General features: G+C 73.1%; 23 protein-coding genes and 1 riboswitch. Of the genes, 14 read left to right on the top strand and 9 right to left on the bottom strand.

From position 1 onward, the window contains the following. The first annotated feature begins 112 nt into the window (after positions 1–112). The 5 genes from ACIF6F_RS01855 (at position 113) to ACIF6F_RS01835 (ending at position 4,319) form a co-directional block, all read left to right on the top strand. Positions 113–595: an SAV_6107 family HEPN domain-containing protein gene (locus ACIF6F_RS01855; RefSeq protein WP_399939758.1), complete on the top strand. Its 483-nt coding sequence runs from the start codon at positions 113–115 to the stop codon at positions 593–595. A gap of 94 nt (positions 596–689) precedes the next feature. After that, positions 690–1,457, top strand: a complete 768-nt coding sequence (locus ACIF6F_RS01850) for a methyltransferase (RefSeq protein ID WP_399939756.1) — start codon at positions 690–692, stop codon at positions 1,455–1,457. A gap of 289 nt (positions 1,458–1,746) precedes the next feature. After that, complete coding sequence (locus tag ACIF6F_RS01845; protein WP_399939755.1) at positions 1,747–2,148, top strand: DUF3040 domain-containing protein; 402 nt, start codon at positions 1,747–1,749, stop codon at positions 2,146–2,148. Positions 2,149–2,229: 81 nt separating this feature from the next. Next, positions 2,230–2,850 carry a DUF4126 domain-containing protein gene (locus ACIF6F_RS01840; RefSeq protein ID WP_399939753.1) on the top strand — a complete coding sequence of 207 codons (621 nt, stop codon included), beginning with the start codon at positions 2,230–2,232 and terminating at the stop codon, positions 2,848–2,850. A gap of 23 nt (positions 2,851–2,873) precedes the next feature. Further along, complete coding sequence (locus tag ACIF6F_RS01835) at positions 2,874–4,319, top strand: phytoene desaturase family protein (RefSeq protein WP_399939751.1); 1,446 nt, start codon at positions 2,874–2,876, stop codon at positions 4,317–4,319. Between the two features lie 119 nt (positions 4,320–4,438). Here ACIF6F_RS01835 and ACIF6F_RS01830 read toward each other — a convergent pair whose 3' ends face one another. From ACIF6F_RS01830 to ACIF6F_RS01810, 5 genes are all read right to left on the bottom strand, one after another. Further along, positions 4,439–5,449, bottom strand: a complete 1,011-nt coding sequence (locus ACIF6F_RS01830) for a hypothetical protein (RefSeq protein WP_399939749.1) — start codon at positions 5,447–5,449, stop codon at positions 4,439–4,441. A gap of 39 nt (positions 5,450–5,488) precedes the next feature. Continuing rightward, on the bottom strand, positions 5,489–6,403 hold the full coding sequence (gene metF / locus ACIF6F_RS01825; RefSeq protein WP_399939746.1) for a methylenetetrahydrofolate reductase [NAD(P)H]: 915 nt from the start codon (positions 6,401–6,403) through the stop codon (positions 5,489–5,491). 131 nt (positions 6,404–6,534) lie between these two features. Continuing rightward, positions 6,535–7,188 (bottom strand): thiamine phosphate synthase, encoded by a 654-nt coding sequence (gene thiE / locus ACIF6F_RS01820; protein WP_399939743.1) that lies wholly within the window; start codon positions 7,186–7,188, stop codon positions 6,535–6,537. 71 nt (positions 7,189–7,259) lie between these two features. After that, entirely contained in the window at positions 7,260–7,625 is a 366-nt protein-coding gene (locus ACIF6F_RS01815) for an Rv2175c family DNA-binding protein (protein ID WP_399939741.1), read from the bottom strand. Positions 7,626–7,705: 80 nt separating this feature from the next. Further along, positions 7,706–8,878 carry an NAD(P)/FAD-dependent oxidoreductase gene (locus ACIF6F_RS01810; protein ID WP_399940526.1) on the bottom strand — a complete coding sequence of 391 codons (1,173 nt, stop codon included), beginning with the start codon at positions 8,876–8,878 and terminating at the stop codon, positions 7,706–7,708. 188 nt (positions 8,879–9,066) lie between these two features. Then, positions 9,067–9,179, top strand: a riboswitch (TPP riboswitch). Between ACIF6F_RS01810 and thiO the strand changes: the two genes are divergently transcribed. The 6 genes from thiO to ACIF6F_RS01780 all read left to right on the top strand — a co-directional run bounded on the left by thiO (position 9,177) and on the right by ACIF6F_RS01780 (position 14,979). Next, positions 9,177–10,352 carry a glycine oxidase ThiO gene (gene thiO, locus ACIF6F_RS01805; RefSeq protein ID WP_399939739.1) on the top strand — a complete coding sequence of 392 codons (1,176 nt, stop codon included), beginning with the start codon at positions 9,177–9,179 and terminating at the stop codon, positions 10,350–10,352. (Overlaps the previous riboswitch by 3 nt.) After that, complete coding sequence (gene thiS / locus ACIF6F_RS01800) at positions 10,349–10,549, top strand: sulfur carrier protein ThiS (protein ID WP_399939737.1); 201 nt, start codon at positions 10,349–10,351, stop codon at positions 10,547–10,549. Before thiO ends, thiS begins: the two co-directional genes overlap by 4 nt. 2 nt (positions 10,550–10,551) lie before the next feature. Then, a complete protein-coding gene (locus tag ACIF6F_RS01795) occupies positions 10,552–11,343 on the top strand; it encodes a thiazole synthase (RefSeq protein WP_399939734.1) in 792 nt (263 codons plus the stop codon). A 170-nt stretch (positions 11,344–11,513) separates the two neighbouring features. Continuing rightward, positions 11,514–13,439, top strand: coding sequence for a Stk1 family PASTA domain-containing Ser/Thr kinase (gene pknB, locus ACIF6F_RS01790; protein ID WP_399939731.1), 1,926 nt, complete (start codon positions 11,514–11,516; stop codon positions 13,437–13,439). Between the two features lie 8 nt (positions 13,440–13,447). Beyond that, entirely contained in the window at positions 13,448–14,305 is an 858-nt protein-coding gene (locus tag ACIF6F_RS01785; protein WP_399940524.1) for a deoxyribonuclease IV, read from the top strand. Between the two features lie 125 nt (positions 14,306–14,430). Further along, positions 14,431–14,979 carry a DUF4396 domain-containing protein gene (locus ACIF6F_RS01780; protein ID WP_399939729.1) on the top strand — a complete coding sequence of 183 codons (549 nt, stop codon included), beginning with the start codon at positions 14,431–14,433 and terminating at the stop codon, positions 14,977–14,979. A gap of 55 nt (positions 14,980–15,034) precedes the next feature. Here the strand turns inward: ACIF6F_RS01780 and ACIF6F_RS01775 are convergent, their stop codons facing one another. After that, positions 15,035–15,667 carry a sulfite oxidase-like oxidoreductase gene (locus ACIF6F_RS01775; RefSeq protein ID WP_399939727.1) on the bottom strand — a complete coding sequence of 211 codons (633 nt, stop codon included), beginning with the start codon at positions 15,665–15,667 and terminating at the stop codon, positions 15,035–15,037. Between the two features lie 181 nt (positions 15,668–15,848). Here ACIF6F_RS01775 and bfr point away from each other — a divergent pair, with 181 nt between their 5' ends. Beyond that, the gene (gene bfr, locus ACIF6F_RS01770) at positions 15,849–16,328 is read left to right on the top strand and encodes a bacterioferritin (RefSeq protein WP_399939725.1); all 480 of its coding nucleotides are present in this window, start codon (positions 15,849–15,851) and stop codon (positions 16,326–16,328) included. An 8-nt stretch (positions 16,329–16,336) separates the two neighbouring features. Here bfr and ACIF6F_RS01765 read toward each other — a convergent pair whose 3' ends face one another. Both ACIF6F_RS01765 and ACIF6F_RS01760 read right to left on the bottom strand, forming a co-directional pair. Continuing rightward, the gene (locus ACIF6F_RS01765) at positions 16,337–16,669 is read right to left on the bottom strand and encodes a bacterioferritin-associated ferredoxin (protein WP_399939723.1); all 333 of its coding nucleotides are present in this window, start codon (positions 16,667–16,669) and stop codon (positions 16,337–16,339) included. Positions 16,670–16,832: 163 nt separating this feature from the next. Further along, positions 16,833–18,188 carry a class II 3-deoxy-7-phosphoheptulonate synthase gene (locus ACIF6F_RS01760; protein WP_399939720.1) on the bottom strand — a complete coding sequence of 452 codons (1,356 nt, stop codon included), beginning with the start codon at positions 18,186–18,188 and terminating at the stop codon, positions 16,833–16,835. Between the two features lie 101 nt (positions 18,189–18,289). On the opposite strand from ACIF6F_RS01760, the gene ACIF6F_RS01755 reads away from it, so the two are divergent. Together ACIF6F_RS01755 and ACIF6F_RS01750 are read left to right on the top strand one after the other, a co-directional pair. Then, the gene (locus ACIF6F_RS01755; protein WP_101392327.1) at positions 18,290–18,346 is read left to right on the top strand and encodes a trp operon leader peptide; all 57 of its coding nucleotides are present in this window, start codon (positions 18,290–18,292) and stop codon (positions 18,344–18,346) included. Positions 18,347–18,446: 100 nt separating this feature from the next. Further along, positions 18,447–20,321, top strand: coding sequence for an anthranilate synthase family protein (locus tag ACIF6F_RS01750; RefSeq protein ID WP_399939717.1), 1,875 nt, complete (start codon positions 18,447–18,449; stop codon positions 20,319–20,321). Between the two features lie 70 nt (positions 20,322–20,391). Here ACIF6F_RS01750 and ACIF6F_RS01745 read toward each other — a convergent pair whose 3' ends face one another. Then, entirely contained in the window at positions 20,392–21,378 is a 987-nt protein-coding gene (locus ACIF6F_RS01745; RefSeq protein ID WP_399939714.1) for a 2-hydroxyacid dehydrogenase, read from the bottom strand. Positions 21,379–21,426 lie beyond the last annotated feature (48 nt).

Genomic DNA, 21,426 nt, shown 5'->3' with positions numbered 1-21,426 from the left:
AATCCGACGGAAAACCGCAGGTCAGGCTGATTGTCAGTGGGTGGCTTCACGATGGGTCCATGCGGAGCGCCCCGCGTGGGGCCTCCCCGTCCGTGAAGACAGGAGGTTCGTCATGGCGACCCGAGTCACCGCACCAGCCGCCGATGTCCACCCCGTCCTCCGCCGCGCCCCGGCACCGCCCGCGGCCCTCGACCTGCTCGCCAAGGCGCGCAGCGGCCTCGAAGAGGCCGCCGGGCTCGCCGTGCCGAACGAGCGGTACGCCACCGCCCACCTCGCCGCCCTGCGCACGGCGGCCGCCGTCCTGGCGGCCCGGGCCCGTCCCGAACCTCCCGGTTCCCGCCGTCGGCAGCGCATCCGCAGCGCGTGGGAACTGCTCCCCGAGATCGCTCCGGAACTGACGGAGTGGAGCGCCCTGTTCGCCTCGGGGGCGGCCAGGCGCGCCCGTGCCGAGGCGGGCATACGCGACGCGGCGACCGGCCGCGACGCGGACGACCTCCTGCGCGAAGCGTCCATGTTCCTGCGCATCGTCGAGCGGCTGCTGGCCCTGTCGCCGGCCCTGCCCGAGCCACGGCGGGAGCGCGCGGACGCGGTATGACCGGCGGGGCTCCCGGAGGCAATAGGGTGGATCACGCACTTCACCGATCCCAGCCCGCCGCACGCGGCGGTACCGCGCCGAGGAGTCATCAGCCGTGTCGGACACATCCCGCCCCCGCGCCTCCCTTCGTACCGCTGTGGTGTGGGAGCTCCTCAAGGAGGTCCTGGACCACCGGGCCAAGGCCACCGGGCGGGATGTCCTGGACGTGCTCGACACCGGCGGCGGCACCGGCAAGTTCGCGGTGCCGGTCGCCCGGCTCGGCCACCGCGTCACGGTCGTCGACCCCAGCCCGAACGCGCTGTTCGGACTGGAGCGCCGCGTGGCCGAGGAAGGCGTGGCCGACCTGGTGACCGGTGTGCAGGGCGACGCCCAGGGCCTGCTGGACGTGGTGGAGCGCGGCGCCTACGACGTCGTGCTCTGCCACGGGGTGCTGGAGTACGTGGACGACGCCGCCGAGGGCGTGGCCAACGCGGTCGCCGCACTGCGCCCCGGCGGCACCCTCAGCCTGCTCGCCGCCGGTCTGGGAGGTGCCGTGCTGGCCCGCGCCCTGGCCGGGCACTTCACCGAGGCCCGCACCGCCCTCACCGACCCGGCCGGGCGCTGGGGCGCGGGCGACCCGGTGCCGCGGCGCTTCACGGCCGAGCAGCTGTCCGAGCTGGTCGGCGGCGCGGGCCTGGAGGTGGGCGCGGTGCACGGCGTACGCGTCTTCGCGGACCTGGTCCCGGGCGTCCTCGTCGACACCGAGCCCGGCGCGGTGGAGGCCCTCCTCAGGCTGGAGGAGGCCGCCGCCGAGCTGCCCGCCTTCCACGCGGTGGCCACCCAGCTGCACGTACTGGGCACCAAGCCGGAGACCGCCGCCTGAAGACGCCCTGATCTGCGGTGCAGGAGCCGATGGAGTACGCCACAGACCCTCCGCTCCGGCGCCCTTGACCGTATGATCGGGAGACACGGTCCCGTGTGGCAGGGCAGCCGTTGGGGAATAAGCGCCTCAGCGACCGCCCGGGCGACGGTACGGTCTGTGCGCAGGTGCAGTTTTCGAAGTGCTGAAAAAGGTGGCGTAGAGGGCGGGTTTCACGGGGGCGATTCCCTGCCTATCCTGAAGGGGACCCCCGGTCGCTACCCCCCGCGACCGACGGATGAGGAGGACTCCCGTGCCGCTCTCGGAGCACGAGCAGCGCATGCTCGAGCAGATGGAGCGAGCGCTGTACGCCGAAGATCCCAAGTTCGCGACAGCGCTTGAGGGAAGCGGGCTGCGTACGTACACCCGACGACGGGTCTACCAGGCAGTCGCAGGCTTTCTGGTGGGTATCGCGCTCCTCATGACCGGAATGGTCGCGCCGAACCTCCTCTGGGTCAGCGTGGTGGGATTCCTCGTCATGCTGGGTTGCGCGGTGCTCGCGGTCACCGGTTGGCGCAAGGCCCCCAAACCCGGAGAGCAGCCCATCCCCGGCGCGGCCGGGTCCCATGGGCGCGGCCACAACCGGCAGCGGCGGTCGATGATGGACCGCATCGAGCAGCGGTGGCAGAAGCGCCGCGACGAGCAGGGGCACTGAGCCCCTTCGACACACACGTGCGCGTGAGGGCGCCCGCCCGAATGGCGGGCGCCCTCACGTGCGTCACGGCATGATGTCCGGATGAGTGTGCTCCCCCTGGTCTTCACCAGCGGCTGGGCCAGTGGGATCAACGCCTACGCCGTGGTCCTCCTGCTCGGCCTGTTCGGCGCGACCGGACTCACCGACGAGGTGCCCGAGTCCCTCCAGCGGACCGACGTCCTCGTGGTGGCGGGGGTGCTGTTCCTGTGCGAGGCGGTGGCCGACAAGATCCCCTACGTGGACTCGGCGTGGGACGCCGTCCACACGGTGATCCGCCCGGTCGCCGGCGCCGTGGTGGGCGCCCTGCTGGCCGGACAGAGCGGCTCGCTGCCCGACCTGGCGGCCGGCGCACTGGGCGGCTCGACCGCCCTGGCCAGCCATTTCGTCAAGGCCGGCACCCGGATGGCGATCAACACCTCGCCCGAGCCCTTCAGCAACGTCATCGCCAGCACCGCCGAGGACCTCGGCGTGGCCGGCGTGATCACCTTCGCGATGTTCCAGCCGGTGGCCGCCGCGGTGATCGCCGGCGTGCTGCTGCTCGCCGGCCTGGTCGTGCTGGTCTTCGTCTGGAGCCGGATCCGCAGGTTCCTGCGCCGGCGGGCCCAGCGCCGTGAGGAGAAGCGGCTGGCCGCACTGGACCGGGCCGGGCTCCCACCCTCCTGACCAGGCTCGATAAGGTCGACCGCATGGCACGAATTGCGGTGATCGGCGCCGGGATGGGCGCGATGGCGGCGGCCGCCCGGCTGGCGGTGGCGGGGCACCGGGTGACGGTGTACGAGCGGTCGGCGACGTACGGCGGCTCCGTGGGCCGGTACGAGCGCGACGGTTTCGGCTTCGACACCGGTCCGGGGCTGCTGCACCTGCCCGCCGTCTACCGCGACCTGTTCGTGAAGACCGGCAGGCAGCCCCTGGAGGACTGCGTCGAGATGGTCCGGGTGGACCCGGCCGTCCGGCACCTGCTGCCGGAGGGGCGCGAGGTCACGCTGCCGGCCGTCTCCCGCGGCGGGGTGGCCGCCGCCCTCGACGAGACTTTCGGCGCGGGCACCGGCGAGCGCTGGGCCGCCCTGCTCAACCGGGCCCGCGACGCCTGGGACGCCACCCGGCGGCCACTCCTGGAGGAGCCCCTGCGGGCCGACTGGCAGGTGCTGGGCCGCGACCCCTACCCCGCGCTGCGCAGGAGCGGCCTGCTCCGCCGCCGCCCGCCCACGCTGGCCGAGGTGGCCGAGCGCGAGCTGGGCGGCGGGGCCGCGGGGCTGTTGCGGGGCCTGGTGGGCACGTACGGCCTGGACCCCGGCACCGCCCCGGCCGCCGCGGCGGTGCTGCCGTACATGGAGCAGACCTTCGGCAGCTGGTACGTGGGCGGCGGCATGCGGGCCCTGGCCACGGCCGTGTACGAGCGCTGCCTGGAGCGGAAGGCCGAGTTCGTGTTCGGCGCCGAGGTCACCGCCGTCCGCGAGCGGGACGGCCGGGCCGCCGGCCTGACGCTGGCCGACGGGACCGCGGTCGAGGCGGACACGGTGGTCTGCGGGATCGACCCGCGCCGCCTGGCCGGCCTGCTGCCGGGCACCGGCCTGTGGCCCGGAGGCGCCAAGCCCCCGCACGGTCCCGCCCCGAGCCGGGCCACCCTGTTCCTCGCCCTGCGCGGCCCGCGCCCCGAGGGCACCGTGCACCGCACCCTGGTCCACTCCCCCGGGGGCTCCGCCGCGGTGACGGTGCTGCGGCCGGACGACGAGCGGAGCCGGCCCGACGCGGAGCACGAGGCGGTGACCGTCACGGCGGTCACCGGCGCCGGGGAGGGCGCCGGGCCCGAGTGGGCCGCCCGTACCGCGGAGGAGCTGCTCGACGCGGCCGCGCGGGCCGTCCCGGAGCTGCGCGAGCGGCTGCTCTGGCAGGAGCTGCGCACCCCGGAACACGTGGCGGAGGACACCGGCGCCCTGGGCGGCGCGGTGCCCGCGCCCGCCCTCGCGGGGGCCACGGAGCTGCTGTACCCGGCCAACACCACCGCGCTGCCCGGTCTGTACCTCGCGGGCGGCTGGGCGCACCCTGGCGGCGGGCTGGCCCACGCCGGGATGACGGGGGCCCTGGTGTCCGGGCTGATCGTGGAGGGCGCGGACTTCCGCGGCTCGCAGTGAGCGGCCGCGGCCCGCGGTGAGCGGGGCCGGCAGGGATCGGCGGCCTGCAAGGACCGGCGGTCCGCAGGCACCGGCGGCCGTCCGCGGCGGCGGCTCCCGGCGGGCGGCCGCCCCTCGGCTCAGTAGCGGTACTGCTCGTACTCGCCGGGCGCGCCCTGGTAGGGGTAGGTCCCGGGCTGGTCGGCCGGGTACGGCTGCTCGACGTCGCGCTGCTGCGGGACCCAGACGCCCCCGGGCGGGGTGTCCGTCGCGTACTGGTGCTGGCCGGTGTACGGGTCCGGGTAGGCGGGGTACATCTGCTCGCCCGTCCCGTATCCGTAGTCGTAGGCCGCGTAGGCGCTCGGGTCGGGCTGGGGCGTGACGGCCCCGGTGCCGATGTACGGGTCGGAGTACGCGGCGTACGTCTGCTGCTCGCCGGCGCCGTAGTCGCCGCCGTAGCCGTCCTGGACCGGGAAGGATGCGGCGGCGTAGCCCGTCCCGGCGCCCGCGTACGGGTCCTGGGCGGCCTGCTGCGGGTCGTAGTAGCCGGAGTAGTCCGCGCCGGCCGCCGCGTATCCGCCGGCGCCCGCGTAGTCGGTGCCGGCGCCGTCGGTGCCCGTGCCCGCGTACGGGTAGCCCCCCTCGGCCGGCACGGGCTCGTAGACGGCCGTCGCGTCCTGGGGGGCGGCGTAGGAGCCGTCGTACGGGTTCTCGTCGGAGGCCCCGGTGAAGCCGGGCGCGTCGGGGGACCCGTGCGGGTGCTCCGAGGGGTCGGCGTCGCCCTCGGGCCCGTACTCCAGGTCCGAGACCCGCAGCGCGGGCTCCTCGCGGCGGCCCGCGTCGCTGCCGCCGCGCCGTCTGCCGCGCCGGCCGGGCTCGGGCTCGGCCGCATCGCGTTTGGCGTTCAGGGCCCAGCCGGCCACGAAGCCACGCCGGAAGGAGAGGGTGACCAGGGCCTGGCCGACGGCGAACGCGGTCGCGCCCACGCCGATGACCAGCACCGAGTTGATCAGTACGCCTGCGACCACACCGAGGAACCCGGCGAACGCGAGCACGCGCCAGCGCAGCCGAGCCTTGTACTGCAGCAGCACCTCGGCCAGCAGCCACAACGCGACGACGCCGAACGCGATGTAGAGGACCGTCCAGCCCATGCATGGCCCCTCTCGGTACGGCCGCGCGGGTACGGCCGGTCAGGGCCGCTGGTGCAGGCCCAGATTCTCGTAGATCTCGAGAGTCGCCGTGGAGTTGTTGAGCGTGATGAAGTGCAGTCCGGGGACTCCCTCGGACAGCAGCCGCGCGCAGAACTCCGTGGCGAACTCGATGCCAATGGAGCGTACAGCGGCCGGATCGTCCTTGACGGCGAGCATGCGCTCTTTCACGTCCTCCGGGAAGAGTGCGTTGCTCAGCTGGGGCAGCCGGTCGAGCTGCCTGATGCCGACAACTGGCATGACCTCGGGGATGATCGGGGTCTCGCAGCCGGCCGCCTCGACGCGGTCCCGCAGCCTCAGGTAGTTCTCCGGATCGAAGAACATCTGGGTGATCGCGTAATCCGCACCAGCGCGGCACTTGTCCACGAAGTGCCGGATGTCCGAATCCCAGTCGGAGGACCGGGGGTGCATGTCGGGGAAGGCCGCGACGCCGACGCAGAAGTCGCCGGACTCCTTGAGCAGCCGGACCAGGTCCGCCGCGTAGTGCACGCCCTCCGGGTGCGGCACCCACTCGCCCATCGGGTCGCCCGGCGGGTCGCCGCGCAGCGCCAGCATGTTGCGGATTCCCGCGTCCGCGAACTGGCCGATGACGTTCCGGAGCTCCGCCACCGAGTGGTCGACCGCCGTGAGGTGCGCGACCGGGGTCAGGGTGGTGTCGGCGGCGATCTCCTGGGTGGCCTTGACCGTGCCGCCCCGGGTGGAGCCGCCCGCGCCGTAGGTCACGGACACGAAGCTGGGTGCCACCGCCTCGACCCGGCGGAGGGCGTTCCAGAGGTTCCGGTTGCCCTTCTCCGTCTTGGGCGCCCAGAACTCGAACGAGTACGACGTACCGGACGCGAGCATGTCGCGGACCGTGCGCGCACGGTCGGTTCTGGTGGAAGCGGTGCCAAGGGCCATACGGGCAGGCTAGACAAACTCCATGATCACCCCAAGGTGTGTCCACCCCTCGGACACGTTTTTGGACACTTCGATGGACCGGAGGCCCCTTGAGCACCGCCCGAACCGGAGGAACCGACGGTTCCGGTCGCTCAGAGGAGTCGGGCCCGCACACGCTTGGCCAGGTCGGCGGCGGCCGCACCCGGGTCGTCGGCCTCGGTGATCGCACGGACCACGACCACCCGGGTGGCGCCGGCGTCCAGCACCTCGTCCAGGTTGCCGGCGTCGATGCCTCCGATGGCGAACCACGGCCGGTCCTGGCCGAGCGAGGCCGCGTACCGGACCAGGTCCAGGCCCGGGGCGTGGCGGCCGGGCTTGGTGGGGGTGGGCCAGCAGGGGCCCGTGCAGAAGTAGTCGACGCCCGGCTCGGCGGCGGCCGCGGCGACCTCGGACTCCGCGTGGCACGAGCGGCCGATCAGCACCCCTTCGCCCAGGATCGCGCGGGCGGCCGGGACGGGGATGTCCCCCTGCCCGAGGTGCAGCACGTCGGAGCCGATGGCATGGGCGACGTCGGCGCGGTCGTTGACCGCGAGCAGCCGGCCGTGGCGGCGGGCGGCCTCGGCGAAGACCTGGAGGTGCTCCAGCTCCTCGGCGGCCTCCATGCCCTTGTCGCGCAGCTGCACGACGTCGACCCCGCCCGCGAGGACGGCGTCGAGGAACTCGGGGAGGTCTCCCTGGCGCTTGCGCGCGTCCGTGCACAGGTAGAGCCGGGCGTCGGACAGGGCGGCGCGGGCGTCGACGGACATGGAGGTACCCCCCGGGTGGGGCGGTGCACGGGCCGCTCGGGCCCGTACACCGCGTGGTGGTTCGGTTCGGATCAGACTGCGAGCGCCTGGGCGCGGCGCTTCACTTCCGTGCCGCGATTCTCACTCAGGGCCTGTGCCGGGGTGCCGGGCAGGGTCGGGTCCGCCGTGAAGAGCCACTCCAGCATCTCCTCGTCGGTGAAGCCGTCGTCCCGCAGCAGCGTGAGGGTTCCGGAGAGGCCCTTGACCACCTTGTCGCCGTCGATGAAGGCGGCCGGCACCTGGAGGGCGCGGTTCTCACCGCGGCGCACCGCGATCAGCTGGCCCTCCTTCACCAGCTGGCGGATACGCGTCACCTCAACGTCCAGCATTTCGGCGATGTCGGGGAGGTAGAGCCACTCGGGGACGAGAGCATCGATCTTTGCGTCAATCTCGGTCACGGGACAAGCCTGCCATCCCCGGCCGACAGCCGGTACCCGGGCGGTGCCGGAGGGGGTACGGCGAGCCGCACCCCCGCGCGTCAGCGGGCGGCGGACTTCAGCGGGGCCGCGGCGTCGGCCACCCGGGCCGGGTCCACCGGGACCCCGCTCTCGATGAGCTTGCGGCCCTGCGCCAGGTCACGGGGCCGGCCCACGGCCAGCACCGCCACCAGGGCCTCGCCGCGCAGCCAGCAGGCGGACCAGGCGGCCTCGGCCGGGTCCCCGCGCCGGACCAGCGTGTCGCCCTCGGCGTGGTGGCCCGCGTACTGCACGAAGCGCCCGAACTGCTCCGACCAGAAGTACGGGACCGGGTCGTAGGCCTGCGCCTCGCCGCCGGGCCCGGCCAGGATGTTCGCGGCCACCACCCGGGGGCCCTGAAGGGCGTTGTCCCAGTGGTGGACGACGAGCCGCTCGCCGTAGCGCGCCGAGGGGAAGGAGGCGCAGTCGCCGACCGCGTACACGTCGGGCAACGAGGTGGCCAGGTGGTCGTCTGCGGTGACGGACCCGTCCGCGCCGCGGTCGATGCCCGAGCCGTCGAGCCAGCCGGTGGCGGGCCGGGCGCCGATGCCCACGACCACGGCGCCCGCGGGCAGCTCGGTGCCGTCGGCGAGCACCACGGCGCCGGGGGCCACCTCGGCCACCCGGGCGCCGGTCAGCAGGCGGGCGCCGGCCTCGGCGTACCAGCCGGCCATCGCTTCGGCGACCTCGGCCGGCAGGGCCCCGGCCAGCGGGCGGGGGGCCGCCTCGACCACGGTGACGGCGCAGCCGGCCTCGCGGGCGGCGGTGGCGAACTCCGCGCCGATCCAGCCGGCGCCGACCACGACGATGTCGTGCCGCTCGGCGATCACGGGCTTGAGCCGCTCGGCGTCGTCGAGGGTGCGCAGCAGGTGGACGCCCGGCACGCCCTCGGTGCCGGGAAGGGTGAGGGGCTCGGCCCCGGTGGCGAGGACCAGGGTGGCGTACGGGACCGGGCCCGCGGAGGTGTCCACCTCGTGGTCGGCGGCGCGCAGCCCGGTGACCTCGACGCCGAGGCGCAGTTCGATGCCGAGCCCCTGGAAGTCGACGTCGAAGGCGGAGTCCTCGGCCTTGCCGAGCAGCACCGCCTTGGAGAGCGGCGGCCGGTCGTACGGCTGGTGGGGTTCGGCGCCGAGCAGGGTCACCGGTCCCGTCCAGCCCTGTTCGCGCAGGGCCACGGCGGTCTGCACGCCCGCCATGCCCGCGCCGACGATGACGACGCCGTGCGCCGTGTCCTGGGTCTGACTCAGCTGATCGCTCACGCCGCACACCCTAACCACCTGACGGATCGTCAGGAAAGTCGGTGTCCGTCCGGGGCGGAGCGCCGCTCGCGGCGTGCTCGCGGGCGGCCTTACCCGCGCTCGGGGCCGGGGGATAGTCTGGCCACCGTACCTATCGCGGGAGCCCGGGCGGACCGGGCTGAGAGGGAGGCTGGCCGGCCTCCGACCGTACGAACCTGATCCGGGTCATGCCGGCGAAGGGAGGGGCTGGACGCCCATGCACTCATCTCGTAAGGGATCCGACGTCCTCGTCATCGGGGGCGGGATCATCGGCCTGGTCACGGCCTGGCGGGCCGCGCGGCGCGGCCTGCGCACCGCGCTCGCCGACCCCCGGCCGGGCGGCGGCGCCGCCCAGGTGGCGGCCGGGATGCTCGCCGCCGTGACCGAACTCCACTACGGCGAGGAGACCCTGCTCGGCCTCAACCTCGCCTCCGCCGCCCGCTACCCCGAGTTCGAGGCGGAGTTGACCGAGGCGAGCGGCGGCCTGGACATCGGCTACCGCGCCTGCGGCACGCTGGCCGTGGCGCTGGACGCGGACGACCGTACGCACCTGCGCGAGCTGCATGCGCTGCAGCGGCGCTGCGGGCTGGAGTCGGAGTGGCTGACCGGCCGCGAGTGCCGCCGCCTGGAGCCGATGCTGGCACCCGGGGTGCGCGGCGGGCTGCGCGTCGACGGCGACCACCAGGTGGACCCGCGGCGGCTGGCCGCCGCTCTGGTCGCGGCCTGCGAGCGGGCCGGCGTGCTCTTCCACCAGACCTCCGCGGAGCGGCTGACCGTCACCGGCGACCGCGCCGCGGGCGCCGTGCTCGACACCGGCGAGGAACTCTCCGCCGACCAGGTGGTACTGGCCGCGGGCAGCCACAGCGGACGGCTGGCCGGCCTGCCGCCGGAGGTCGTGCCGCCGGTCCGGCCCGTCAAGGGGCAGGTGCTGCGGCTGACGGTGCCGGGAGCGTACGCGCCGTTCCTCACCCGCACGGTCCGCGCGGTGGTCCGCGGCAGCCACGTCTACCTCGTGCCCCGGGAGAACGGCGAGCTGGTCGTCGGGGCGACCAGCGAGGAACTGGGCTGGGACACCACCGTCACCGCGGGCGGGGTGTACGAACTCCTCCGCGACGCCCACGAGCTGGTGCCCGGCCTGACCGAACTCCCGCTCACCGAGACCCGGGCCGGCCTGCGCCCCGCCTCCCCCGACAACGCCCCGCTGCTGGGCCCCACGGAGCTGCCCGGCCTGCACCTCGCCACCGGGCACTACCGCAACGGCGTGCTGCTGACCCCCCTCACCGGCGAGGTGATGGCGGAGCTGCTGGCCACCGGTGAACTCCCGGAGGTGGCACGCGCGTTCACGCCGCGCCGCTTCTCCCCCGCAGCAGTACGTGAGGAGTCGCTCGTATGACCGTGTCCGTGAACGGCGAACCCCGCGAGGTCGCCCCCGGGACCACGCTGGACGCGCTGGTCGCCACCCTGACCTCGGCCCCCTCCGGGGTGGCCGCCGCCGTCAACGAGACCGTGGTGCCGCGCGGCCAGTGGCCGGCGACGGCCCTGGGCGAGGGCGACCGGGTCGAGGTGCTGACCGCGGTGCAGGGAGGCTGACCATGTCGGACCTCCTCACCCTCGGCGGCCGGACCTTCTCCTCCCGCCTGATCATGGGCACCGGAGGCGCGCCCAGCCTGGACGTCCTGGAACGCGCCCTGGTCGCCTCCGGCACCGAGCTGACCACGGTGGCGATGCGCCGCCTGGACCCCACGGTGCAGGGCTCGGTGCTCTCGGTGCTGTCCAGGCTGGGGATCCAGGTGCTGCCGAACACCGCCGGGTGCTTCACGGCCGGTGAAGCGGTGCTGACCGCGCGGCTGGCCCGGGAGGCGCTGGGCACCGACTGGATCAAGCTGGAGGTGGTCGCCGACGAGCGGACCCTGCTGCCGGATCCGGTCGAGCTGCTGGACGCCGCCGAGGTGCTGGTGGACGACGGGTTCACCGTCCTGCCGTACACGAACGACGACCCGGTGCTCGCGCGGAAGCTGGAGGACGCCGGGTGCGCGGCGATCATGCCACTGGGGTCGCCGATCGGCTCCGGGCTCGGCATCCGCAACCCGCACAACTTCCAGCTGATCACCGAGCGGGCGGGCGTGCCGGTGATCCTGGACGCGGGGGCGGGCACCGCCTCGGACGCGGCGCTGGCGATGGAGCTGGGCTGCTCCGCGGTGATGCTGGCCTCGGCCGTGACGCGGGCGCAGGAGCCGGTGCTGATGGCCGGGGCGATGCGGGATGCGGTGTCCGCCGGGCGGCTGGCGTACCGGGCGGGGCGGATTCCGCGGCGGCACTTCGCCGAGGCGTCGTCCCCCGTGGAGGGCCGTGCCGCCCTCGACCCGGAACGCCCGGCCTTCTGACCGCCCGTGCCGGGTGCCGATCCCGTCCCGGGTGCCGGGCCCGTGCCGGGCGCGGGGTCCCGCGCGCCCGGCAAGCATCTGCACCCGGCACGGGACCGGCACGTCACAGGTGTGCCGCAAGCCACGGGGACCCGGGCCGGGGGGCGAGGGGCCACTCGTAGAATTCCCTGGTGGATACGACCCTGGAAGACCCGCTCGTCGGGCGCGTGATCGACGGCCGCTACCGCGTCGATGCCCGCATCGCCGTCGGCGGCATGGCCACCGTCTACCGGGCCGTCGACACCCGGCTCGACCGCGTCCTCGCGCTCAAGGTGATGCACCCGGCGCTCGCCGCCGACGGCGCCTTCGTCGAGCGGTTCATCCGCGAGGCGAAGTCCGTGGCCCGGCTGGCGCACCCGAACGTGGTGGCCGTCTTCGACCAGGGCACCGACGGGCCCTACGTCTACCTCGCCATGGAGTACGTCAGCGGCTGCACCCTGCGCGACCTGCTGCGCGAGCGCGGCGCCCTCCAGCCGCGCGCCGCGCTGGACGTCCTGGAGCCGGTGCTCGCCGCGCTCGGCGCCGCCCACCGGGCGGGGTTCGTCCACCGGGACATGAAGCCCGAGAACGTCCTCATCGGCGACGACGGCCGGGTCAAGGTCGCCGACTTCGGCCTGGTCAGGGCGGTGGGCTCGGTCACCGACACCACCGGCGCGGTGCTCGGCACCGTCTCCTACCTCGCGCCCGAGCAGATCGAGAACGGCACCACAGACACCCGCGTGGACGTCTACGCCTGCGGCGTCGTGCTGTACGAGATGCTCACCGGCGGCAAGCCGCACTCCGGCGACACCCCGGCCCAGGTGCTCTACCGCCACCTGAACGAGGACGTGCCGCCGCCCTCGGCCGCCGTGGCCGGCCTGCCGGTGGTGCTGGACGAGCTGGTCGCCGCCGCCACCGCGCGCAACCCCGACCTGCGCCCGTACGACGCCGTGATGCTCCTCTCGCAGGTGCGCGAGGCCCGCGCCGCCCTCAGCGACGCGCAGCTCGACGCGGTGCCGCCGCAGTCGCGCGCCGACGCCCACAGCGCCTCCGAGGACCGCACCAGCGTCGTCCCCCGGCCGGTCGCCACGTCCGCCGCCGCGGACGACGTGAGCCACACCACCCGCTTCGAACACCCGCCGGTGCCGCCCCGGCCGTCCGGGGTGCCGTCCGGCCCGTCCCCGCGGCGGCCCGCCCGCGGCACGCTGATCGCCCTGGTGGGGGCACTGCTCGTGCTCGCGCTGGGCGCCGGCGTCTGGTACATCGGCGCCGGTCAGTTCACCCGCGTACCCAGCCTGCTCGGCAAGACCGAGGCGGAGGCCCGGGACCGGCTCGCCGAGGCGGGGCTCGACGTGGGCGACGTACGCCGGCAGTTCAGCGAGACCGTCGAGCGGGGCAAGGTGATCGGCACCGACCCCACGCCCGGCGCGCAGATCCGGGGCAACGGCTCGGTGGCCCTCGTGCTGTCCCGCGGACCGGAGATCGTCACCGTGCCCAAGGTGAAGGGCCTCCCGCTGGAGCGGGCCAAGGCGGAGCTGACCAAGGCGGGGCTGGCCCCCGGCATGGTCAGCCAGGCGTTCAGCGGGGCGATCCCGCGCGGTTCGGTCATCGGCACCGACCCGGAGGCCGGCGAGAAGCGGGCCCCGGACACGGCCGTCGCGATCGTCGTCAGCAAGGGCGCCCCGGTGGACGTGCCCGGCGTGGTCGGCTCGCCGCTGGACGACGCCCGCTCCGCGCTGGAGGGCCTGGGCCTCAAGGTGCAGGTCGCCACGGAGCAGATCAACTCCCCGCAGCCGCAGGGCACGGTGGCCAACCAGTCGGTGGCCGCGGGCGCCAAGGCCGCCACCGGCGACACCGTGGTGCTGACCGTCTCGAAGGGGCCGCGGATGGTCCCGGTGCCGGACGTCACGGGCCGGAACGTGGAGGACGCCAAGCGGGCCCTGAAGGAGGCCGGCTTCGAGGTGAAGGTGGAGAAGCCGTTCATCTCCTTCAGCGACGACGTGGCGAGCCAGTCGGTCAAGGGCGGCACGACAGCCCCCGAGGGCAGCACGATCACCATCAGGATCAAGGGACTGTGACGACAGCACTGCGCAACCCGGTGGGCGGGCACGTGCCCGTCGCCGGCGGGCTCGACCGGGTCGGGCTGACCTACGCGCGGGAGATGAGGGCCGAGACCGTACAGGTCTTCGTCGCCAACCCCCGCGGCTGGGCCACCCCCACGGGCAACCCCGCCCAGGACGAGGCGTTCCGCGCCGCCTGCGCCGACGAGGGCATCCCGGCGTACGTGCACGCCCCGTACCTGATCAACTTCGGCTCGCACACCCCGGCGACGGTCGAGCGGTCCGTGGAGTCGCTGCGCCACTCGCTGCGGCGCGGCCGGGAGATCGGCGCGCTCGGCGTGGTCGTGCACACCGGTTCAGCGACCGGAGGACGGCCGCGGGAGGAGGCGTTCGCGCAGGTCAGGGAGCACATGCTGCCGCTGCTCGACGAGCTGACCCACGACGACGACCCCTTCCTGCTGCTGGAGTCCACGGCCGGGCAGGGCTTCTCGCTGTGCTCGCGGACCTGGGACTTCGGCGCGTACTTCGAGGCGCTGGACGCCCATCCGAAGCTGGGCGTCTGCTTGGACACCTGCCACATCTTCGCGGCCGGGCACGACCTGGCGGCGCCGGGCGGGACGAAGGAGACCCTGGACCTGCTGGTGGACACGGTCGGCGAGGGCCGCCTGAAGCTGATCCACGCCAACGACTCCAAGGAGGGCGTGGGCGCGCATCGGGACCGGCACGCGAACATCGGCGCCGGCCACATCGGGGAGGACGCGTTCCGGGAGCTGTTCTCGCACCCCGCGACGGAGGGCGTGCCGCTGGTCATCGAGACGCCGGGCGGCAAGGAGGGGCACGCGGCGGACGTCGCCCGCCTGAAGGAGCTCCGCGAGATCCAATGAACGGTTGAGGAATACCCCTGGGGGGTATACGGTTCTGCATATCGGCAGGACCGTATACCTGGCTTTGGGGGTTTCCGATGGAGCACGCGCACCACGACACCCGGCAGATGGGCCACGCTGGACGCATGGACCACACCGGCCACGCAGACCAGGAAGGCCACGCGGCACACACCGAACAGCACGCCGACCACGCCCACCACGGCGGTCACGGTCACCCGGACCACGCCGGTCACGGCAAGGTCAGCTGGGCCATGGCTGCGAAGGCCACCCTGCACTGCCTCACCGGCTGCGCCATCGGCGAGGTACTCGGCATGGTCATCGGCACCGCGCTGGGCTGGGGAAACGTTCCGACGATGATCCTGGCGATCGTCCTGGCCTTCTTCTTCGGGTACGCGCTCACCCTGCGCGGCATCCTCAGGGCCGGCGTCGGCTTCCGCGCCGCGGTCCGGGTGGCCCTGGCCGCCGACACCCTCTCGATTGCCGTGATGGAGCTGATCGACAACAGCGTGATCGCCCTGTGGCCCGGCGCGATGGACGCGCACCTGGCCGACCCGCTGTTCTGGTTCGTCCTGGCGATGTCGCTGCTGATCGCCTTCGTCGTCACCACTCCGGTCAACAAGTGGATGATCGGCCGCGGCAAGGGCCATGCGGTGGTGCACCAGTACCACCACTGACGCACCGCCACGCCGGAGGGCGGCACGCACCGCCCGGGAAGCGGCCGGCCCGGAGCTACAGCTCCGGGCCGTCCCCTGGTTCCTCCTGGTACGAGTACCGCTGCTCACGCCAGGGATCGCCGATGTTGTGGTAGCCGCGCTCCTCCCAGAAGCCGCGGCGGTCGGCCGTCATGTACTCCACGCCGCGCACCCACTTGGGGCCCTTCCAGGCGTAGAGGTGCGGGACCACGAGCCGCAGCGGGAAGCCGTGCTCGGCGGTGAGGGGCTCACCGCCCTGATGCGTGGCGAAGACCGTGCGCTCCGAAGCGAAGTCCGAGAGACGCATGTTGGAGCTGAAGCCGTACTCGGCCCACACCATCACGTGCGTGACGTTGGGCGCGGGCGGGGCGAGTTCCAGGACGGTGCGCGCGAGCACCCCACCCCATTCGGCCCCCTGCATGCTGAACTTCGTGACGCAGTGCAGGTCCGCGACGACCGAGGCGAACGGCAGGGCCGAGAACTCGTCGTGGTTCCAGCAGTGCTTCTCGCCGTCCGCGGTGGCCCCGAAGACCCTGAATTCCCAGCGGTCCGGCTTGAACTTGGGCACGGGACCGTAGTGGGTGACCGGCCAGCCACGCTGCAAGCGCTGCCCCGGAGGAAGCTCCAGGTGCTCTGCTCCCGGAGATTCCCGGCGTTCCGGCTGACCCATAACTCCATGGTGACAGACGGGACGGGGTGGTCATGACCAGCGAAGGCCTATTCGGGCAACTCCTACTAAGGAGGCACTTACTGGACGGCCCCCGGTGGCGGTGCAAGGATGCGGCCAACTCCCCCAGGCGATCCTGGGCGGGGCCCGAGCCCAGCCACACGCGTTGGAAGGAGCCTCTGCGATGCAGGGCGACCCCGAGGTCCTCGAATTTCTCAACGAGCAGCTGACCGGCGAGCTGACCGCCATCAACCAGTACTGGCTGCACTATCGCATCCAGGACAACAAGGGCTGGACGAAGCTCGCCAAGTACACGCGTGAAGAGTCCATCGATGAGATGAAGCACGCGGACAAGCTGACCGAGCGCATCCTGATGCTGGACGGCCTGCCGAACTACCAGCGGCTCTTCCACGTGCGCGTGGGCCAGACGGTCACGGAGATGTTCCAGGCCGACCGCCAGGTCGAGGTCGAGGCGATCGACCGGCTCAAGCGGGGCATCGAGGTCATGCGCGGGAAGGGCGACATCACCTCTGCGCGGCTCTTCGAGGACATCCTGGCGGACGAGGAGCACCACATCGACTACCTCGACACCCAGCTGGAGCTGATCGAGTCCCTCGGCGAGCCGCTGTACATCGCCCAGCTGATCGAGCAGCCGGAGAGCTGACGGGCCGGTCAGGCCGCCTCGGCCAGCTCGGGCTCGGGCGCGCCCTCGGGCAGCGGGGCCACGGAGGGCATCGGGCGGGACTCGGCGAGGGCGGGGCGGGACCCGGCGAGCGCCGGGTCGGCCGCCAGCACGGCCTTCCCCTCACCCTTCTCCACGAGCTCGCGGCGCGGGCAGGCGCCACGGCCGAGGAGGCCCTGGATGGTGCGGACGCAGGAGCCGCAGTCGGTGCCGGCCTTGGTCACCGAGGCGATCTGCCGGGGGGTGCAGGCGCCGTTCGCCGCGTGCTCCTTCACCTGCTGGTCGGTGATGCCGAAGCAAGAGCAGACGTACACGCGGTTCACCTCCCGGCAGGATGTTCGGTGCGCCTTCCCGATCTTCGTTTCGGTGAGGCTAACCTAACTTTACCCGGGGGCCCCGAGACGTAAAAGCCCCGCCTACGAGAGTGGGGCGCGGATCACATCGATCCGCGCCCCACTCTCGTAGGTCTCCACCTACTGATCGTTCCTACTGGTCGCGGTACATCTCCGCCACCAGGAAGGCCAGGTCCAGCGACTGGCTGCGGTTGAGCCGCGGGTCGCAGGCCGTCTCGTAGCGCTGGTGCAGGTCGTCGACGAAGATCTCGTCGCCGCCGCCCACGCACTCGGTGACGTCGTCACCGGTGAGCTCGACGTGGATGCCGCCCGGGTGGGTGCCCAGCGCCTTGTGGACCTCGAAGAATCCCTTGACCTCGTCGAGCACGTCGTCGAAGCGGCGGGTCTTGTGGCCGGAGGCCGCCTCGAAGGTGTTGCCGTGCATCGGGTCGGTGACCCAGGCGACGACCGCGCCGGAGGCGGTGACCTTCTCGACCAGCTCCGGGAGCTTGTCGCGGACCTTGTCGGCGCCCATGCGGACGATGAAGGTCAGGCGGCCGGGCTCACGGTCCGGGTCGAGGCGGTCGATGTAGGTGAGCGCCTCGTCGACCGAGGTGGTCGGGCCGAGCTTGATGCCGATCGGGTTGGCGATCTGCGAGGCGAACTCGATGTGCGCGTGGTCCAGCTGCCGGGTGCGCTCACCGATCCAGACCATGTGGCCGGAGGTGTCGTACAGCTTGCCGGTGCGCGAGTCGGTCCGGGTCAGGGCGCCCTCGTAGTCGAGCAGCAGGGCCTCGTGGGAGGCGTAGAACTCGACGGCCTTGAACTCGGCCGGGTCGGTGCCGCAGGCCTTCATGAAGTTCAGGGCGTTGTCGATCTCCCGGGCGAGCGCCTCGTAGCGCTGGCCGGAGGGGGACGACTTCACGAAGTCCTGGTTCCAGGCGTGCACCTGGCGCAGGTCGGCGTAGCCGCCGGTGGTGAAGGCGCGCACCAGGTTGAGCGTGGAGGCGGAGGCGTTGTACATCCGCTTCAGGCGCTCGGGGTCCGGGATCCGGGCCTCCTCGGTGAAGGCGAAGCCGTTCACCGAGTCGCCGCGGTAGGTCGGCAGGGTCACGCCGTCGCGGGTCTCGGTGTCCTTGGAACGCGGCTTGGAGTACTGGCCCGCGATGCGGCCGAGCTTGACGACGGGCACGGAGGCCGCGTACGTCAGGACGGCGCTCATCTGGAGCAGGGTCTTGAGCTTCGCGCGGATGTGGTCGGCCGACACGGCGTCGAAGGCCTCGGCGCAGTCGCCGCCCTGGAGGAGGAACGCCTCACCCCGGGCGACGGCTCCCAGACGGGCGCGCAGCTGGTCACATTCGCCCGCGAAGACGAGCGGCGGATACGAGGCGAGGTCCGCGACGACTTCGCGCAGAGCCTCGGCATCGGGGTACTCAGGCTGCTGCGCCGCGGGCAGGTCTCGCCAGGTCGCCTTGGCGGCGACGGCTTGGGTTTCAGCGTTCACGGTCACCCCCCAAACATTACGTCGTGTGCCGCCGCGTCCGGCCCACCGACCATCTGGTGAGACGGACCGGTACAGATCCGACTCTTCCAGGGGGTAGGGTGCACGGCATGTTCGCGCACTCGAACCAGAACTGGTGGTGGACCGCTCATCCGGCGGCCCACTGACTGCGCGTACCCGTAGAACCGACGCGAAGGCCGCCCGAGGGGCGGCCTTCTCGCATGTCGGGGGCCGTTCCTCTCCACCCACGCCGGAAGGAACCCACCGATGCCGATCACGAGGCTGCTGGCCGACGACTGCCCGCCCTTCGCCCTGCTCCGCCGCCGCACCCCGGGCCGCGACCACGACACCGTCGAGGTGCTGCTCGGTCCGGTCCACGCGGCCGAACGCCTGGCCGACCTGCCGGTACGGGAGCTGCCCACGCTCGCCCTGGTGCCCTTCCGGCAGATCCGGGAGCGCGGCTTCGACGTCCGCGACGACGGCACACCGCTGAGCGTACTGGCCGCCGAGGAGGCGTACGAGCTGCCGCTCGACGAGGTGATGGCCGCACTGCCGGCGCACGACGTACGGGTCGAGGGCGGCTGCTTCGACGTCTCCGACGAGGAGTACGGCTCGATCGTGCGGCGGGTGATCGACGAGGAGATCGGCCGGGGCGAGGGCGCCAACTTCGTCATCCGCCGCACGTACACCGGCACGATCCCGGGCTTCTCGCGGGCCGACGCTCTGGCGCTGTTCCGGCGGCTGCTGGCGGGCGAGCGGGGCGCGTACTGGACGTACGTCGTGCACACCGGGGACCGGACGCTGGTCGGGGCCAGTCCCGAGGTCCACGTCCGGATGTCCGGGGGCACGGTCGTCATGAACCCGATCAGCGGGACGTACCGCTACCCGGCCGGGGGCCCGACCGCCGATTCGCTGCTCGCCTTCCTCGGGGACCGCAAGGAGACCGAGGAGCTGTCGATGGTGGTCGACGAGGAGCTCAAGATGATGTGCACCGTCGGCGACATGGGCGGCGTCGTCGTGGGGCCCCGGCTGAAGGAGATGGCGCACCTCGCGCACACCGAGTACGAGCTCCGCGGGCGGTCCTCGCTGGACGTGCGGGAGGTGCTGCGGGAGACGATGTTCGCGGCGACCGTGACCGGCTCCCCGGTGCAGAACGCGTGCCGGGTGATCGAGCGGTACGAGGTGGGCGGGCGGCGCTACTACGCGGGCGCCCTGGCCCTGCTGGGCCTGGACGCGAACGGCGCGCAGACCCTGGACTCCCCCATCCTGATCCGCACGGCCGAGATCTCGCCGGAGGGCGCGCTGCGGGTGCCCGTCGGGGCGACGCTGGTGCGGCACTCCGACCCGGCCGGCGAGGTGGCCGAGACGCACGCCAAGGCGGCCGGGGTGCTGGCGGCGCTGGGCGTGCGGCCGGCGGCCCCCGCGCCGGGCGGCGGCGGTACGGGGCGGCTCGCCGACGATCCCCGGGTGCAGGAGGCGCTGGCGGCCCGGCGGGCGGACCTGGCGCCGTTCTGGCTGCGGATGCAGGAGCAGGCGGCTCCGGTGGCCGGGCACGCACTGGTGGTGGACGCGGAGGACACGTTCACGGCGATGCTGGCGCACGTGCTGCGGGCTGCGGGCCTGGAGGTGACCGTACGGCGGTACGACGAGCCGGGGCTGCGGGAGGCCGCGCTGGCGCACCGGGGGCCGGTGGTGCTGGGCCCGGGCCCGGGGGACCCGGCGGACGCCGGGGACCCGAAGATGCGGCTGCTGCGGGGGCTGGCGCGGGAGCTGCTGCGGTCGCACCGGGACGGGCTGCTGGGCGTGTGCCTGGGGCACGAGCTGATCGCGGCGGAGCTGGGGCTGCCGCTGGTGCGGAAGGCGGAGCCGGCGCAGGGGGCGCAGACGCGGATCGACTTCTTCGGGTCGCCGGAGACCGTGGGCTTCTACAACACGTACACGGCCGCGTGCGACGCGGAGGCCGCGGCGGAGCTGCGGGCGCACGGCGTGGAGGTGTCCCGGGACGCCGCTTCCGGTGAGGTCCACGCCCTGCGCTGCGCGGCGCGTGGCTTCGCGGGCGTCCAGTTCCACCCGGAGTCCGTCCTGACCCTCCGCGGCGCGACCCTGCTGGCGTCCCTGGTCCGCACCCTGATCCCCGCATAGGGGCCCCGCGCCGGTTCCCTGCTGGTGCGGGTCCCGTGCCGGGCGCCCGGAGCGCCCGGCACGGGCCCGGTCAGGTGAGGGTGTTCTCCGAGCGGCGGCCTGCCAGGTAGTCCGCCACGTTGCGGACCGTCGCCTCGATGATCTGTCCCACCGCGTCGTGCGTGTAGTACGCCTGGTGCGACGTGACCACGACGTTCGGGAACGTGATCAGCCGGGCCAGCGTGTCGTCCGGGACCGCCTCCAGGGACTTGTCCAGGAAGAAGACGCCCGCCTCGGCCTCGTACACGTCCAGGCCCACGCCGGTGAAGCGCCCGGCCCGCAGCTCCGCGACCAGCGCCTCGGTGTCCACCAGGCCGCCCCGGCTGGAGTTCACCAGGATCGCGTCGTCCTTCATGGACTTCAGCGCCGCGGAGTCGATGATGTGGTGCGTCGCGTCCAGCAGCGGCACGTGCAGGCTGACCAGGTCGGCGGAGGCGAGCAGCACGTCCTTGTCCACGTACTTCATGCCCAGCTCCAGGCACCGCGGGTTCTCCACCACGTCCCAGCCGAGCAGGTTCATCCCGAAGCCGTGCGCGATCCTGGTGAACGCCTCGCCGATCTTGCCGGTGCCGAGCACGCCCACGGTGCGGCCGTGCATGTCCCGGCCCAGCAGGCCGTTCAGCCGGAAGTCGAAGTCCCGGGTGCGGTTCGAGGCGCGGACGATCCGCCGGTTGACCGCCATGGCCAGGGTCCAGGCGAACTCGGCCACCGCGTACGGCGAGTAGTACGAGACCCGGCCGACCGTCATGCCGAGGGACTTCGCGACGTCGAGGTCGATGTTGTTGAAGCCGGTGGACCGCTGGGCGATCATCTTCGTCCCGCCGGCCGCGAGGGTCCGCAGCACCCGCCCGCTGAGGTCGGCGTTGACGCTGGAGCTGACCACCTCGTAGCCCGCCGCGATCGGCGCGGTGTCCTCGCTGAGGAAGACGCCGAGGCAGCGCACCTCGTGTTGTCCTGCGAAGGCCCGCTCCAGGAGGGGCTCCTCGTCGGCGGTCACACCGAATGCCAGGATTTCCACGGTCTGCTCCCCTTTTGTAGCCCTGGGCCGCATATGGCGATCTTCACC

The sequence above is a fragment of the Streptomyces sp. NPDC086023 genome (assembly GCF_044540325.1).
GTDB lineage: Bacteria > Actinomycetota > Actinomycetes > Streptomycetales > Streptomycetaceae > Streptomyces.
This window is presented reverse-complemented; position numbering and strand designations above follow the sequence as displayed.